10 protein-coding genes are annotated in these 16,483 nt (G+C 70.9%); 5 read left to right on the top strand and 5 right to left on the bottom strand.

The window, feature by feature from the left end; all coding sequences use genetic code 11:
- Positions 1-21 precede the first annotated feature (21 nt).
- Complete coding sequence (locus AC0IWM_RS08530; protein WP_471754275.1) at positions 22-1,866, top strand: cation:proton antiporter domain-containing protein; 1,845 nt, start codon at positions 22-24, stop codon at positions 1,864-1,866.
- 18 nt (positions 1,867-1,884) lie between these two features.
- On the opposite strand, the gene AC0IWM_RS08535 is transcribed toward AC0IWM_RS08530, so the two are convergent.
- On the bottom strand, positions 1,885-2,424 hold the full coding sequence (locus AC0IWM_RS08535) for a hypothetical protein (protein WP_471754277.1): 540 nt from the start codon (positions 2,422-2,424) through the stop codon (positions 1,885-1,887).
- 239 nt (positions 2,425-2,663) lie between these two features.
- On the opposite strand from AC0IWM_RS08535, the gene AC0IWM_RS08540 reads away from it, so the two are divergent.
- A complete protein-coding gene (locus tag AC0IWM_RS08540; RefSeq protein ID WP_471754279.1) occupies positions 2,664-3,839 on the top strand; it encodes a vWA domain-containing protein in 1,176 nt (391 codons plus the stop codon).
- 18 nt (positions 3,840-3,857) lie between these two features.
- Positions 3,858-4,334 (top strand): bleomycin resistance protein, encoded by a 477-nt coding sequence (locus AC0IWM_RS08545; RefSeq protein WP_471754281.1) that lies wholly within the window; start codon positions 3,858-3,860, stop codon positions 4,332-4,334.
- On the opposite strand, the gene AC0IWM_RS08550 is transcribed toward AC0IWM_RS08545, so the two are convergent.
- Positions 4,309-4,629, bottom strand: a complete 321-nt coding sequence (locus tag AC0IWM_RS08550) for a 2Fe-2S iron-sulfur cluster-binding protein (RefSeq protein WP_055954982.1) — start codon at positions 4,627-4,629, stop codon at positions 4,309-4,311. The genes AC0IWM_RS08545 and AC0IWM_RS08550 overlap by 26 nt on opposite strands.
- Positions 4,630-4,810: 181 nt before the next feature.
- Positions 4,811-5,158: an Hpt domain-containing protein gene (locus tag AC0IWM_RS08555; protein WP_471754283.1), complete on the bottom strand. Its 348-nt coding sequence runs from the start codon at positions 5,156-5,158 to the stop codon at positions 4,811-4,813.
- A gap of 276 nt (positions 5,159-5,434) precedes the next feature.
- On the opposite strand from AC0IWM_RS08555, the gene AC0IWM_RS08560 reads away from it, so the two are divergent.
- Positions 5,435-13,291: an apolipoprotein A-IV repeat region-like domain-containing protein gene (locus AC0IWM_RS08560; RefSeq protein WP_471754285.1), complete on the top strand. Its 7,857-nt coding sequence runs from the start codon at positions 5,435-5,437 to the stop codon at positions 13,289-13,291.
- 81 nt (positions 13,292-13,372) lie between these two features.
- On the opposite strand, the gene AC0IWM_RS08565 is transcribed toward AC0IWM_RS08560, so the two are convergent.
- A complete protein-coding gene (locus AC0IWM_RS08565) occupies positions 13,373-13,825 on the bottom strand; it encodes a DUF1489 family protein (RefSeq protein ID WP_471754287.1) in 453 nt (150 codons plus the stop codon).
- An 81-nt stretch (positions 13,826-13,906) separates the two neighbouring features.
- Positions 13,907-15,049, bottom strand: coding sequence for a hypothetical protein (locus tag AC0IWM_RS08570; RefSeq protein ID WP_471754289.1), 1,143 nt, complete (start codon positions 15,047-15,049; stop codon positions 13,907-13,909).
- Between the two features lie 201 nt (positions 15,050-15,250).
- Between AC0IWM_RS08570 and AC0IWM_RS08575 the strand changes: the two genes are divergently transcribed.
- Positions 15,251-16,426: an MFS transporter gene (locus tag AC0IWM_RS08575; RefSeq protein WP_471754291.1), complete on the top strand. Its 1,176-nt coding sequence runs from the start codon at positions 15,251-15,253 to the stop codon at positions 16,424-16,426.
- Positions 16,427-16,483 lie beyond the last annotated feature (57 nt).

Here is a 16,483-nt window from a genome sequence, read left to right on the forward strand (position 1 = left end):
GCCAGGAGACATCCCGAACCGATGACGGACGTGCACGCCGGATCCTACAAGGAAGCGATTCTGTTCCTCGTCACCGCGGGCGTGGTGGTGCCGCTGTTCCATCGGCTGCGCATCAGCCCGGTCCTGGGCTTCATCGGCGCGGGCGCGCTTCTTGGCCCCTTCGGCCTCGGACGCTTCGCCGAGACGCATCACTGGGTCTCGACCTTCACCATCGCGAACCGCGCGGAAATCGCCCACCTCGCGGAGTTCGGCGTCATCTTTCTGATGTTCATGATCGGGGTGGAGCTCTCCTGGGAGCGCCTGCGAACGCTGCGCCGCCTCGTCTTCGGGCTCGGCTCGATCCAGGTCCTCGCCTCCTCCGCCGTCATCGGCGCGATCCTGCTATCCCTCTCGGTGCCCCTCGCCGCCGCGATCATCGTCGGCCTTGCCCTCGCCCTGTCCTCCACGGCGATCGTGCTGCCTGTGCTGGCGGACCAGAAGCGGCTCAACACGCCGGCGGGGCGCGCCAGCTTCGCCGTCCTGCTGTTCCAGGACCTCGCGGTCGCCCCCGTCCTGTTCGCGATCGCGGTGCTCGGCCGCAACGACGGCTCGGACGTCGGCGGCGCCCTGGCCCTCGCCCTCGGCCAGGCGGCCGTCGCCATCGTGGTCATCGTCGTGGTCGGGCGCGTGGCGCTCCGGCCGCTGTTCCAGCTGGTGGCCCGGACGCGCTCGCCCGAGCTGTTCATGGCGGCCTGCCTCCTCGTCATCATCGGCACCGCCGTGACGGCCGCCGCCGCCGGCCTGTCGATGACGCTGGGAGCCTTCGTGGCCGGGCTGCTCCTGGCCGAGACCGAGTATCGCCGCGCCATCGAGGCGACGATCGACCCGTTCAAGGGCCTGCTGCTGGGCGTGTTCTTCGTCTCCGTGGGCATGAACCTCGATCCGGCCCAGCTGATGTCGGCGCCGGGCGCGGTGCTCGGGCTGGCCCTGGCGCTGATTCTGATCAAGGGCACCGTCATCGTGCTGGCGGCGCGCTTCCTGAAGCTCTCGCGGGCGGTGGCGATCGAGGCGGCCCTGCTGCTGGGACCCGGCGGGGAGTTCGCCTTCGTTCTGATCGGCGGCGCGCTGGCCGGCGGGCTCGTCCCGGAGGAGGTCGGACAGGCGGCCCTGATCGTCACCACCGTGACCATGATCGCGATTCCGGCGCTCGCGGTCCTGGCCCGCCGCATCGGCAAGCGGCTCACCGTCGCGCAACTCGGCCGCGCCCGGGCGGAGCCGGTGCCGGACCGTCAGCAGAACCGCGTCATCATCGCAGGCTACGGCCGGGTCGGACGCTTGGTGGGCGAGATGCTGTTGCGGCACAAGATCCCCTACCTCGCCCTCGATGCGGACGCGGCCCGGGTCTCGGAACATCGCCGCCTCGGAAACCCGGTCTATTTCGGGGATTCGGCCAATCCCGAATTGCTGCGTCGCTGCGACATCGCCAATGCCCGCGCCCTCGTCGTCACCCTGGACAATCCGCGGGCGGTCGAGGCGGTCGTGGAGGCAGCGCGGGCCGAGCGGCGCGACATCACCATCGTGGCGCGGGCGCGCGACGCCCGCCATGCCACCGCCCTCTATGAGATGGGCGTGGACGATGCCGTCCCGGAGACGATCGAGGCTTCGCTCCAGCTCTCCGAGGCCGTCCTCGTCGATGTCGGGGTCCCGATGGGCCTCGTGATCGCCTCGATCCACGAGCGGCGCGACGAGTACCGGGCGATGCTGAAGAAGAAGGAGACCGAAGTCCGCCCGGCCTTCCGTGCCCGCCGGACCGTCGGCAAGGGCGTCGAGACGCGGGAGCCGCCGGCTGCCGCCGACGAGGGCAAATCGGTGGTCAAGAGCGCCTGAGAGGCGTTCCGAAACGCTTCAGAGCAGCCGACCCTGTCCGCGGGACGGCATCACCGGCGCGGTCAGCGGGGCAGAGCCGGAGGGCGTCTGCGCGCCGGAAGCCTTGCCCGGCCCGGACTTGATGCCGGGCGGCGGTTTCGGCGCGGCCGGCTTCAAGGCATCGGGGGGCTTCTTTGCCCGCGGCTTGGCGCGGCGGACGGCTGGATGCGCGGAGGGCTCCATGCCCGGCGCGAAGCTACAGCGGTAGACGATCTCGTCAGGCGGCCCGAGACCGGTGTCGAGCGGGATCGTCACCGTATCGTCGTTGAAGCGCCATTTGCGTGTGCCCTTATCCCAGTAGAGCCAGATCGTCGTCGGGTGGCCCTGGACCGAGAAGATCGCCGCCTTCTTGGACAACGCGCGGATGGTGCGCGGCTCGTACATCCCCTTTGACCGGTAGGCGTCCGCGAAGGAGGCGGGCTGACGGTCGATGAAGGTGTTGCGCACCACCTGAATCGTCGCGCCCGGTTCGGAGAGGAACCGCTTGAAATCGCTCAACGAGCGCAACGCGAGCGCCATGTCGGTCACTCCTCACTCTACCCGTAGACCATGCGCCCTGACGACTTGTCCTGACTTGCACGAGACCGTGCGGACAAGATGTTCGATTCAGATGACAAGTCCTGTTCGCCGGAATAACGTCCGCATGGCGCTATCAACAGAAAACCGGGGTTATACCCAGTTTAACGTATGTGAACCGGGTCTGCGCCGGTCTCGGACGGCCCCTTGACCCCGATCGCGGCTTCCCGCGTTGTCGCGCCATGCTGCTCCAGTTCTTCACCGCCCTGCGCGAGGCCAAGGTCCCCGTCACCCTGCGGGAATTCCTGACGCTCCTCGAGGCGCTCGACCGCGATCTCGCCGAGAAGCGCGTGGAGGAGTTCTACCTTCTCGCCCGCACCGCTCTCGTGAAGGACGAGCGAAACCTCGACCGGTTCGACCGTGTGTTCGGCACCGTCTTCGAGGGCATCGAGACCCTGGGAGAGGCGACGGAACCGACGGCGATTCCCGAGGAATGGCTGCGCAAGCTCGCCGAGAAGTATCTCTCCGACGCCGAGAAGGCGGAGCTCCAGGCGCTCGGCTGGGACAAGCTGTTCGAGACCCTGAAGCAGCGCCTCGCCGAGCAGCGCGAGCGCCATCAGGGCGGCAGCAAGTGGATCGGCACTGGCGGCACCTCTCCGTTCGGCGCCTACGGCTACAACCCCGAGGGTATCCGGATCGGGCAGGACGGCAACCGCAACTTCCGTGCGGTGAAGGTCTGGGACAGGCGCGAGTTCAAGGATCTCGACGATACGGTCGAGCTCGGCACCCGAAACATGCGCGTGGCCCTGCGCCGCCTGCGCCGCTTCGCGCGCACCGGGGCGGCGGACGAACTCGACCTCGACGGCACGATCCGGGAGACGGCGGCGAAGGGCTACCTCGACGTGAAGCTCCGGCCCGAACGGCGCAACGCCGTGAAGGTGCTGCTGTTCCTCGACGTCGGCGGTTCGATGGACTGGCACGTGGCGCTCGCAGAGGAGCTATTCTCCGCCGCCCGCTCGGAGTTCAAGCACTTCGAGCACTTCTACTTTCACAACTGCCCCTACGAGCGCGTCTGGCGCGAAAACCGGCGCCGGCACGACGAGACGCTGCCGCTCCTCGACGTGCTGCGCACCTATCCGCCGGACTATCGCGTGGTGTTCGTGGGCGACGCCTCCATGAGTCCCTACGAGATCGCCATGGCGGGCGGCTCGGTGGAGCACTGGAACGAGGAGCCGGGCGAGGTCTGGCTGCGCCGCATCCTCGATCGATTCCCGAAGGCCGTCTGGCTCAATCCCGTACCTGCGGAGCACTGGGCCTACACGCAGTCGATCGGGATGGTCCGCCGCCTGATGGGCGAGCGCATGTTCCCGCTCAACCTCGAGGGCATCGACGGCGCCATGCGCGCGCTGGTTCGCTGACGCGCGAAGCGCGTCTCGATGTCCGGAATGAACGGAGCTTCGATGTCGGATTCCTTGCCGCGGGGCGGGTTCGCGTCACTCGTTCCCGAACTCGATATCCGCGATCTGGCGCAGAGCCTGACGTTCTGGTGCGACGGGCTCGGCTTCACGATCGCCTATGAACGGTTCGAGACCGGCTTCGCCTATCTCGAACGCGATGGCGCTCAGGTGATGCTGAACGTGGTCAATGGAAATTGGACGACCGCGCCCCTCGAGCCGCCTCTCGGCCGGGGCATCAACCTGCAGATCGCGGTGCGGTCCACGGCCGAAATCATCGAGCGCCTCGACGCCCTCGACTGGCCGCTATTCAGGCCGTTGCACGACGCCTGGTATCGGGCTGGCCGCGAAGAAGTGGGATGCCGGCAGTTCCTCGTACAGGATCCGGACGGCTACCTCCTCCGCTTCAGCGAAAGTCTCGGCCGTCGTCCGTTCAGCCCTGACGGGCCGGCGTCGTGACGCTGAGGCCGTCGAGCTCCGGCGTGATCCGGATCTGGCAGCACAGGCGCGAGGTCGCGCGCACATCGGAGGCGAAGTCGAGCATGTCCTGCTCCATCGCCTCGGCGGGGCCCACCACCTCGGCCCAGGCCGCATCGACATAGACGTGGCAGGTGGCACAGGCGCAGGCGCCGCCGCATTCCGCATCGATGCCCGGGACATTGTTGCGGATCGCCGCTTCCATCACGGTCGATCCCACGTCGCCCTCCACGGTCCTGGCCGTTCCGGCATGGTCGACGTAGGTGATCTTGGGCATCGGGGGCTCCGGGCTCGGACAACGCGTAGAACGGCCGGTTGTGCGGCGCACCGCCTGCCTTGAAGGGGCAGGCCTCCGAATGCAAGCGCGCTCGCCGACCCGGCAAGGATTCTTGCGCTTACGCCGCAGAGGCTCCGCCGTTCCATCGGGCCGCCGCGACGCGACGTCCGAGCCCGCCCGGTCAGGGCTTCTGCGGGAGGGCCGCGAGGGTCTCGATCACCGCAGCGGCGAGTTCATCGCAGGAGGCGCCGGCACCGGCGCGGAGCGCGTCCTCGACCGCGGCCGATGACAGGGCAACCCTGTCCGCGCCGATCCCGAGGGCCGATCCCTTCAGGGTATGGGCGAGGTCGGCCCGTTCAGCGGTCGGCGCGCCCGCATCGACGATGCCCGGCAGCAGGCGCCGACACTGGGCGGCGAAGAGCACGAGCAGTTCGGCGGCGAGTTCGGCATCGCCGAAGGTCTGCCGCGCGAGGTGTTCGGCATCGAGGAGCGCCGCCCCGGGCACGTCGCGGGAATTCGGATCTGACAAAGCGTCCCCTCGTTCCGGCGGGGGCCATCCAGGCTATCCACAGCTGAGCCCCGCCGCCGTTCGCTTCCGTTTACGCGTTGAGGCATCATGGAGAAAGACGACGGCGCGGTATCGGCCCCGGGCTTGGTAACCATTCCGTTAAGGTTTTTTGGGCGCTGCGGCAGGCTCGGGTATCGGAGCTTCGTGCCGAAGTCTAAAGTTCCTTGGTAAATTGGTAAAAGTAACCCTGATCGACGGGCGCGGCCGTGGATCGGGATACGCGTAACGAGGCGTTGTATGGCCACGGAAAAGAAGCTCAAGGATCCGGCCGAGGCGGCTCTGTCGGCGATCGAGCAGGCTCTCAACCTCGACGCTTTCGCTCAGGGCGACGAGGCATCGCGGGTGGAACCCCGCCTTCCGGACGTCGGCGACAGCGACCCTCTTCGCGACCCCAGCGGTCGGCTCGCGCCGCCGCGCCTCGACCTCGACCAGCCGCTCGCTTCGGACCTGCCGCCGCCGGACCGCAACCGTCCGCGCCGGGAAGGTGGTCTCCTGCCGCCCGACCGCTCGATGGTCGCCAACGACGACCGCCAGAACATCGGCATCCTGCAGCAGACCCTCCGCATCCGCCCGTCGCGCACGCCCTATCTCATCGCCGCCGCTGCCGGTGCTCTCTGGATCGGCGGCCTGCTCGCCCTCGCCTGGGCCCAGTCCTCGGGCGACCTGCGCGGCTTCTTCCAGGGCCTGACCGCGATCCAGGGCGCCGTCGCCGCGTCCGCTCTGGTCGGACCGGTCGTCCTGTTCGCCATCATGGCGATGCTCGCGGTCCGTGCCCAGGAGATGCGCCTCGTCGCCCGCGCCGTGGGCGAGGTCGCGATCCGTCTGGCCGAGCCCGAGAACTTCTCCACCGACGCGGTGCTCACCATGTCGCAGACCGTCCGGCGCGAAGTCGCGGCGGTCGGCGACGGCGTAGAGCGGGCGCTCGCCCGGGCCGGCGAACTGGAGACCCTGGTGCGCGGCGAGATCGCCACCCTGGAGCGGGCCTATTCCGACAACGAGATCCGCATCCGCTCGCTCGTCGACGAGCTCGTCGCCCAGCGCGAGTCGATCATCGCCAATGCCGAGCGGGTGCGCGGGGCCATCACTGGCAGCCACCAGAGCCTGACGGCCGAACTCGACGGAGCGGCCGAGCGTATCGTCTCCGCGGTCAACGGTGCCGGCGACCGGGTCACCAGCGCCCTCGACGCCCGCGGCGAGGCCATCACGTCCGCCCTCGGAGACCGCGGCGACGCGATCACCGCCGCCCTCGGCGAAGCCGGCGACCGCGTGGTCGAGCTGGTCTCCGGCCGCGGCGACGACCTCGTCCAGCGCCTGGCCTCCACCAGCGAAGGCGTGCGCGGCAGCCTCTCGGAGGTCGGCAACGCGCTCACGCAATCCCTCGAAACGCGGGCCGAGGAGGTCACCCGGGCCTTCGAGCGTACCGGTGGCATCCTCACCACCACCCTGGCCGAGAATGCCGGTCAGGTGGCGCGCACCCTCGCCCAGACCGGTTCCGAGGTCATCGAGGCCCTCAACCGCCAGGGCGGCGAAGTCCGCCAGACCTTCGAGCTCTCCGCACGTGGTCTGGAGGAAGCCTTCCTGACCCGCGGTTCCGAACTGACGGCCCATTTCTCCTCCACCGGCGGCGAGATCACCGCGCGCTTCGCCGAGACGGGCGATGCCCTGCGCGCCCACTTCGCGGAGACCGGCGCCGCTCTCACGCACGACATCGCCGCCCGCGGCGATGCCCTGCGCAGCGAGATCGAGATCGCCGGCACCGGCGTGTCCGCCCTCATCGAGGCCCGCGCCCGCGAGGCCCAGACCGGTCTCGCCGCGGCCGCCGGCAGCATCATCGAGACTTTCACGGCCCGCGCCGACGGCGTGCGCGATGATCTGATCCGCTCCGTGGACGGGATCGCCTCCGGCCTCGACAGCCAGGGCGGCGCCCTGGCCGAGCGCATCGAGACCGCTGCTTCCCGCCTGCACGAGACGATCACGGTCCACGGCTCCGAGGTCTCGAACCTGTTCGAGACCCGCGGCCGCGACACGCAGGCGGGCCTCGCGCTCGCCGCAAGCGCCATCATCGAGAGCTTCGGCGCTCGCGCGGACGCCCTGCGCGAAACCCTGATCGGCTCGGTCGAGGACGCGACCGCCCGCCTCGACGAGCGCGGCGGCACCCTGGCCGAGCGCATCGAGGCCGCTGCGAACCGTCTCCGGGAGACGATCGACGTCCATGGCGGATCGGTTTCCGAGCGCATCGACGCGTCCGGCCGCGAGGCCCAGGCCGCCCTCGCGCTCGCTGCCAGCGCCATCGTGGAGACCTTCGGCAACCGTGCCGGCGGCGTGCGCGACGATCTCCTGCGCTCGGTGGAAGGCCTCGCCAACGGCCTCGACCAGCATGGCGCGGCCCTGGCCGAGCGCATCGAGACGGTGGCAAGTCAGCTGCACCGGACCGTCACGGTCGAGGGTGCGAACCTCGAGGCGACCCTCGGGGCGACCGGCGACCGCGTCGGAGAGCTTGTGCGTATCCGGACGCAGGAAGCGACCGGGACCCTCGAGGGCGCCCTTTCGGCCCTCGGGAACACCTTCGAGACCCGAACCTCGGAGGCCGTGGACAGCCTGCGCGCGACGGCTGCCCACCTCGACGAGCAGATCGGCAGCCGCACGGCGGAGGCCGCCGACACCTTCCGCCGCAGCGCGGAGGAGACCACCGTCGCCCTCGGCGCCAGCACCACGGAGGCCGCACAGTCGCTGCGTCGCGCTTCCGCCAGCGCCACGGGCGAGCTCGAAGCCCGCACCGTCGAGGCGGTGCAGATCTTCGAGAAGCGTCTCGCCGCCACTTCCGCCGACCTGGCGGCCCGGACCACCGAGGCGGCCGAACTCCTACGCAACGCCGCCGACGGACTTGGTGGCACGGTCGGCACCAGGGCCCAGGAGTCGATCGAGGCCCTGCGCGGGACCTTGGACGCCGTCAACGACGAACTCGCCCGTCGCGCCGAGGAAGCGGCCGGCACGATCGCCCGCGCGGCCGACGGCCTCGGCGGCGACCTCATAGCCCGCATCCGCGACGTCGAGACCGTCTTCGGCGACCACGGCCGGACCCTCGGCGACCTCATCGCCGCCCAGGCTCAGGAGGCTCAGTCGCAGCTGGCCAATACCGGCCGCGACATCGTCCTCGCCGTCACCGCCCAGGGCGCGCGCGTCAACGACGCCCTCAACCAGACCGGCGCGAGCTTCGCCGACACCACCGAGACCCGCGTCCAGGCCATCGACCGCGTGCTCAACGACCGCCTCGCGACCCTGCAGGAGACCATCGCCCGCGGTGACATCCTCGCCGAGCGCATCTCCCGCGACACAGCCGCCCTCACCGAATCCGTGACGGGCCGCCTGGAGGAGATGGACCGCATCATCACGATCCAGGGCAAGGTGGTGGCCAACAGCATCGCCGAGCGCACCCGCGAGGCCCAGGAAGCCGTCGAGAGCCAGCTCGGAGCCCTCGAAGAGCGCTCCGCCCGTCGCTCGACGGAGATCGGCGAAACCTTCGCGAACCTGGTCGCCCAGATCGACGGCCATCTCGGCAGCCGTGCCACCGCCCTGAACGAAGCCCTGATCGTGCGCACCGCCGAGATGGCGCGCGTCATGGCCGAGGGCGGTCGCGACCTCGTGCAGTCCCTCGACACCCGGGCGGACACCATGGCCCTCGACATCGCCCAGCGCGGCGCCAGCCTGGGCGACGTCCTCGGCGAGCGCTCGGCCGAGATCGCCCGCCGCCTCGACGAGCAGACCCTCGAACTGTCCCGCCGCCTGGACGAGGGCGCCGGGCGCTTCGACGCCGGCGTGCTCGGCCGCCTCGAGGCGATCGGCACCGCCCTCGAGGAGCGCAGCCGCCTGATCGAAGAATCCTTCGGCACCCAGGCCTTCGAGGCGATCCGGCTCATCGAGAGCCGCACCCGCGCGGTCGACGAGGATCTGGCCAACCGCACCCGCGAACTCGTCGACATGATCGTCGAGCGCACCGGGGGCGCCAACCAGGCCCTCGACACCCAGGCCGCGGCGATCCGCGAGGCCTTCTCGCAGCGCGCCGACGAATTGGTCCGCCTCATCGACGCCCGCACCGCCGCCATGGGCACGGAGCTCGACGAGAAGGGACGCGCCGTGTTCGGGGCTCTCGGCGGCCGCATCACCGAACTGGCGCGCCTGTTCGATCTCGGCAGCAACTCCCTCGGTGCGGTGCTGGAGCAGCGCGGCGAGACGATCCTGGGCCGCCTGCGCGAGATGGTCGCCGAGGCCGACCGTCAGCTCAGCGAGGGCGAGGGCCGCCTCGGCACCACCCTGGACCGCCGGACCTCCGACATCAGCTCGCTCCTCGACGAGGGCGTGCGCACGGTCCACCAGCTGCTCGACGACCGCACGGGCGAGATCCGGGCGCTGCTCGACAACCACGCCAGCTCCCTGGGCTCCGATTTCAGCGACCGTCTCGCGCCGCTGCACGACACGCTGGACCAGCGCGGCCGGACTTTCGTGGACACCATCGCGGCCAGCCTCGGCAGCGCCGCCGAGGCGGTCGAGGCCCGGACGCGGGCCCTGGCCACCCTGTTCGACGAGCGCATCGAGCAGCTCGATGAGGTGGTCGACCGGCGCGGCGGCAGCCTCGCGGACTCGGTCGAAGCCCGGACCCGCGCCCTCGCGGAGACCTTCGACCAGCGGATCGGTGTCCTCGACGAACTCGTGGACACCCGGGGCAAGCGTCTCGCGGACAACCTCGGCGCCCATGCCCAGACTCTCGTCGAGCAGTTCGAGCAGCGGATCGGTACCCTCGACGAGGTCGTCGAGCGCCGGAGCGGCGAGATGGCCCAGGCCGTCGACGACCGCACCCGCGCCATGGCCAACCTGTTCGACCATCGCATCAATATTCTCGGCCAGCTCGTCGACCATCGCGGCGCACACCTGACCGAGACCCTCGAGAGCCGAACCGAGGCCCTGACAACCCTCCTCGATCAGCGCATCGGCGCCCTCGACGAGATCGTCGACGGCCGCGGCAACCACCTGACCCAGTCCCTCGACGCCCGGGCGCAGGGCCTGCGCAGCCTGTTCGACGAGGTGCTGAGCGCCCTGGACGGCGTCATCGACGGCCGTGCCGAGGCTCTGACCGACCGGGTCGAGACCCGGACACGGGGTCTCACTTCGCTGTTCGACGAGCGCCTCGGCGCCCTGGACCGGCTCGTCGAGCACCGGACCGGCACGTTGTCCGACGAGGTCGATGCCCGCGCCCAGGCGCTGGTCTCGCTCATCGACACGCGGGTCGGCGCCCTCGACCAGGTGGTCGATGCCCGGGCCGGAATCTTGCGTGAGCAGGCCGAGGCGGTGGCACAGACGTTCGTCACCCTGTTCGAGGACAGGTCCGCAGGCCTCGCCGCGCAGGCGGACGAGCGCACCCGCGCCCTCGTGGCGATCTTCGACGAGCGCCTGCGTGCCCTCGAAGCGCTGGTCGACGGACGCACCGGCACGCTCGCCGACCGCGTCGAGGAGCGCACCCGCGCCCTCGCATCGGTCTTCGATACCCAGCTTCGGACCCTCGACGAGACGGTCGACCACCGTGCCAACGCCCTGGCCAAGCAGACCGAGGACCGCGGCAGCGCGCTGGCGGCGATGTTCGACGAGCGCCTCACGGCCCTCGGCGGCCTCGTCGAGGCCAGCGCCGCCGAGTTCGCCCGCACCATCGACACCCAGGGCCATGCGCTCACCGAGGCCGTGGACAGCCGGTCGGCAGCCTTCACGAGCCGCATCGACAACCGGATGAAGGTGTTCGCCACCCTCGTCGCCTCGCGCGGCGATGCCCTCGCCTCGGCCTTCGACGACCGCCAGGACGCTTACGCGTCGCTGGTCGACGAGCGGACGGCCGCCATGCTCGCGGCCTTCGACGAGCGGGTCGACCGGCACGCGGCCCTGGCGCAGGCGCACAGCCAGGCCCTGGCGGCGGCCCTCGACCAGCGCAACGAGGCCGTCGCGGCGCTGCTCGACAGCGGCACCGGCGCCCTGACCGAGGCGTTCGATCGCCGCTCCGCGGCGCTCGCCGGCCTCGTCGAGGCGCGCGGCCAAGCCCTCGCCCGCCGGCTGGCGGAGAGCGCAGAGACCATCACCCGCGCCATCGAGACGGGCGGCGGTGCCCTGGTCGAGACACTGGACGGACGCGGCAACGCGGTCGTCGCCGGCCTGACGGACCAGTCGGAGCGCCTGCGGGAGATCGTGGACGGTCCGGCGGCCCAGCTCGTCGAGGCCCTGACGCTGCGGGGCGACGCCATCGAGCGGGCCCTGCAGGAGAGCGGCGCGCCACTGGTCGCCGCCATCCGCGAGCGCACCGAGGCCCTCGCAGCCCAGTCCCGCGCTTCCGCCGAGGCGCTGCTGTCGGCCATCGACGGCGGCGCGGCGCGGGCCATCGCGTCGCTCAACGATGCGAACGATCAGATGCGCGGCGATCTCGCCGCCGTCCTCCAGCGGATCGATGGGGCCAACGACGCCCTGCGCGAGCTGCTGGCCGGAACGGGTGAGAATCTCGGAAACATCGAGTCGAGCCTCTCGCATCGCATCGCCGACATCCGCGACGGTCTGGCGGCGGTGGCCGGTGAGACCGAGCGCGCCAGTGCCGGCGTGTCCGAGCAGGTTCATCTCCTGCGGAGCGTGGCGGAAGGCGCCCTGCGGGAGGCCAGCGAGCTGGCGATCTCCCTCGACGAGCGTGGCCGCGCCCTCGACGAACTCGGTCGCACCCATGCCGGGACCCTGCGCCAGGCCGTCGGGCACCTCGAAGGCGCCGCCGGTCAGCTGCAAGGGGCCGCCGGCCAGATCCAGGGCGCCGAGGCCCGCCTCGCGGATCGCCTGGGTGAGCGCGAGGCCGCCATCGCCAACGTGCTGTCGCGGATCGAGGAGCGCTCCGGCAACCTCGACACGCAGACCGCGCGCTTCGACGCGATGATCGGCGAGACCCTGCGCGCCGCCGAGGAGCGGGCCCGGGCGCTCGGCAACAGCCTGTCCGAGACCGCCACCGGTGCGGGGACGACCGTCGCCAGGGCTTTCGAGGGCCTGCGCGCCAGCGCCGACAGCGAGAGCGGACGCACCGCCGAGGCCGTGCGGAGCGCGATCGAGGCGGCCTCGCAGCAGATGATGGGCGTGCTCGAGGCGGCATCCGGCCGCTTCGGGGAATCCGTCTCCAGCCTGCGCGAGATGGCGGCCGAGATCCGGCGCGAGCTGGATGCCACCCGGGCCGATCTTAAGCGCGGCGTGCTGGAGATCCCGCGCGAGACGCAGGATGCCACCGGCGAGATGCGACGGGTCGTCTCCGAACAGCTGAAGGCCCTGAACGAGCTCTCGAGCCTCGTCCAGACCTCGGGACGGGCGGTGGATGCGGCGGCGCCGAAGGTCTCCGAGCCGAAGCGTCCGGCCACGCCCGCCCCCGCGCAGGCTCCGGCCGCTGCCGTGCCCGCTCCGGCGGTGCCGGCGAAGGCCGCGCCGGCCAAGCCTGCCGCGGCGCCGGCGGCGGCCAAGCCCGCCGCTCCGACCCCGCGCCCCGGCACGTCGATGAACCTGGTTTCGGCTCCAGCGGCCCGGACCGGTTCCGCCTCGCGTTCCGACGCGCGCGGCGCCGAAGGCCGCGGCTGGCTCTCGGACCTGCTGACGCGGGCTTCCATCGACGACGATGCGGAGCCGGCACCGAGCACCGCGGCTCCGGCGACGAAGCAGCAGGCGGAGGCACAGAAGAACGCCGCCGAGCGCGGCCGCACCGCACTCGAGACGATCTCCAGCGACATCGCCAAGATGATCGATCATCAGACCGCTGTGGAGCTGTGGGAGCGTTACCGCCGGGGCGAGCCGAACCTGTTCGACCGCCGCATCTACACGGCGCAGGGCCGGCAGACCTTCGAGGAGGTTCGCCGCCGCTACGGCGCCGATGCCGACTTCCGCCGCACGGTGGATCGCTACGTGGGCGAATTCGAGCGCCTGCTCGGCGATGTCTCGAAGAACGACCGCGACTCCTCGCGGGCGGATGCCTACCTCACCTCGGAAACCGGCAAGGTCTACACCATGCTGGCCCATGCCAGCGGGCGCTTCGACGGAGCCTAGGCCCCGGAGGAGACCGGCGAAACGAACGGACCCCCGCCCTCCCCCCGGACGGCGGGGGTTCCTCGTCTGTGCGCTGTCCGCTCAGATCAAGCCGAGGCCGGCGAGTTCGCGGCGCAGGGCCTCGGGCATCTCGGCGAGCCCGCCGGCGGTGCGGGCGTCGAGGTCGGCCGGCGCATCCTCCGCCTTCAGGTAGCGCCAGCCCTGGAACGGGCGGCACGGGCGCGGTGAGACGGCGGTCACGTCGGGTCTCAGGACGAGCCGGCAGCGCCCGATTCCATCCGTGTCGGTGAAGGGCGTGATGGCGGCGATGGATTGGCGGCACAGCAGCGTGCCCTTGATCACCCAGTAGATCGAACCGCGGCCGGCGATGTCGCCAGCGCGGGTCGGCACCATGCGGGTGGTGTGGACCGGCGCGGGGTCGCGGCCCTCACGCAAGGCGGCATCGCGGTTGCGGGCGATGCGCTCCTCCAGCTCGCCGATGCTGGCGGGGCCGACACAGAGTTTCAGGAGATGCAGGGTTTGGGCGGCGGGCATGGCAGCGTTGTAGCAGCCGCGCCGCGACCATGCGCGCCCGCGATCGGCGGCGCGACCCCGCGCCGCTCATGGCCCGGCATGTCAGGAAAACAGGGCGCGCTTCTCGTCGTCGGAGAGGGCGTCGATCTCCGCGAAGGCCGTCGCGATATCGGTCTGCGCGTGCTCCGAGACCTGCAGGGTGGTCGCCGTCGGCATAGCCGGACGATCGTTGACCGGATCGGTTTCCTCGGGCGCGGCCGCCTCGAAAGCTGTTTCGGGGTCGGCTTCGGTCTGCATCCCGGCATCCGCGAGGGCCGCCATATCGGCGAGATCCGGGTCATCCGCAGGCGTGGATTCCGCGGCGGCGGGCGCAGCGGACGGCACGTCGACGTCCAGCGCTGCGACCTCCGGCTCGGCTTCGTCCGAGAACTCAGGGCTCGACTCGGCAGCGACAATCCCGACGGCGTCGGTCGCTTCGAGAAAGACGATGTCGTCCTCGGCGGACGGATCGTTCGGCACGGGGCGCAGGGTCGGCGACAGCGGCGGCACCGGCTCGGCGGACGAGGAGTCCATGTCGATGTAGCGATCGACGTCGCTCTGGCAGAGATCGGCCGGAACCTCGGGCGTGCCCGGGCCGCCGGGTCCCGCCGGGACCGGGTCGAGGGCATCGCCCCAGATCGCCATCATGGCGGCGAGGCGCTCCTCGAGGTAGCGCAGGGTATGGATGATGCGCGCCGTCCGCTGGGCGGTGAGGTCCTGGAAGGAGCAGGCGGTGTAGATGGCGGTGGCGCGGCGATCGAGCTCGTCGCAGATCGCGGCATCGGAGCCGGACTCGCGCAGTGTCCAGGCGGCTTCCTGCACGCTCTCGGCGGCGCTGAGGATCTCGGAGGTGGCGCGCTCGGTCGAACGCACGATGGCGTCGAGGGCGGCGGAGGCCCCGCCGAGCCGGCTCTGGTCCTGGTCGGGTGCATTGATGGCCGCGATCTCGGCCTTGGTCCGGGCGATGGCGTGCGCCATGTCCATCACGTCGCCGCGAACCCGCCCGATCTGGCTGCTCTCGCGGTCATTGGTGACCACGCTCTCCAGCCGCGCGATCGCATCGAGGAGGATTCCGGTATCGCTGGTGCGGTTGCGGCGCAGATAGGCATCGAGGAACCAGCGGCCACGCTCGCTCTCGGTCATCGCCGCTTCGATGCGGTCGTATTCCGAGATGTCGACCGACGTCAGCGAATGGGAACTCGACATCAAGCACGTGTCCTTGGCCGTACAGGGGCCGGCATACGGTAGCCGGGTCCGAGCTCTCTCAGGTTGACAGGATCGTTTTAACGCCGGCTTTACGCAGCTTCCGCCTGACGCGACGTTCTCACAGGCTCTCCTCGTCCCAGTCCGGTCCTTGTGTCTGACCCGCTTCCCGCCGTTCCGGAGCCGAACGCGTTTCGGCTATCGGTGCTCTATGCCGTGGTCTTCGTCGAGATCGGCATCGCGATGCCGTTCATGCCGGTCTGGCTCAACGCTCTCGGCCTCGACGCCACGGTCATCGGTGCCCTGCTCGCCCTGCCGATCGCGATCCGCATCGTGGCCACCGCGCCGTTGGTCGGGCTGATCGATCGGGGCGTCGACGCCCGTCGCATCCTGCTCGTCGGAAGCCTCGTCCTGGCCGGGACCTATCTGCTGATGCCGACGGGCGCCGCCCTCGGATGGCCGCTGCTCGCCCTCCTCATCGCACTGAACGCCGTCGCGGCCGCGCCCCTGGTCCCGAGCATCGACTACCTGACGCTGAGCGCCGTACGGCGAAGCCGGCGCCTCGATTATGCGCGCATCCGGATGGCGGGTTCCGTCGGCTTCCTCCTGGCGAACTTTGCCGGCGGAGCCGCCCTCGGCGCCCTGGGTGAGCGGCTCGCCGTTCCCCTCCTGCTCACCGTGCTGGCGCTGATCGCCGCCGCCGTGGTGCTGATGGCCCGGGTCGACGCGCCACCGGCCCCGCCGCGCCGTCCCGAGGAGGGTCGGCCGCGCCTGCCCGCCGTCCTGTGGCTCTCGATCGCGGCGGCGGCCCTGATCCAGTCGAGCCACGCGGCGATCTACGCCTTCGGCAGCATCCACTGGAGCACCCACGGGATCGCGACGTCGTGGATCGGCACGCTCTGGGCCATCGGCGTCGCCTCCGAAATCCTGCTGTTCGCACTTATCGGCCGCCTGCCCGCGCGCTGGCGAAACCCGTTCGTGCTGCTCGGCCTCGGCGGGGGTGCCGCTCTCCTGCGGGCCGTCGGAATGGCCTCCTTCGGGGACCGCCTCGCGCCGGTGATCGCCTTGCAGGTGCTGCACGGCCTCACCTTCGGGGCGACGCAGCTCGGCGCCATGGCGGCGGTGTCGCGCTTCGCGCCCGACGGCGCCCGTGGCCGGGCGCAGGGTACCGTCAGCTCGGCGGGTGCCCTCGCTTCGGCCAGCGCGACGCTGATGACGGGCGCCGCCTATCAGGCCGGTGGCGGGCCCCTCGCCTTCGTGCTGATGGCGCCGCTGGCCGCTCTCGGCCTGTGCCTCGTGGCACGCGCCGCGCAGGCCGCCCGCGCTTTCAGCCTTCACAGCACCACGATTGTGGGTCAGGGGGCAGGACAACCCGATTAACCTTGACCGTCCGGTAACCGTGATCGGTGTTACGTGAGCGCGGCATGGAGTGCGGCG

The organism is Methylobacterium sp. AC433, from assembly GCF_979253015.1.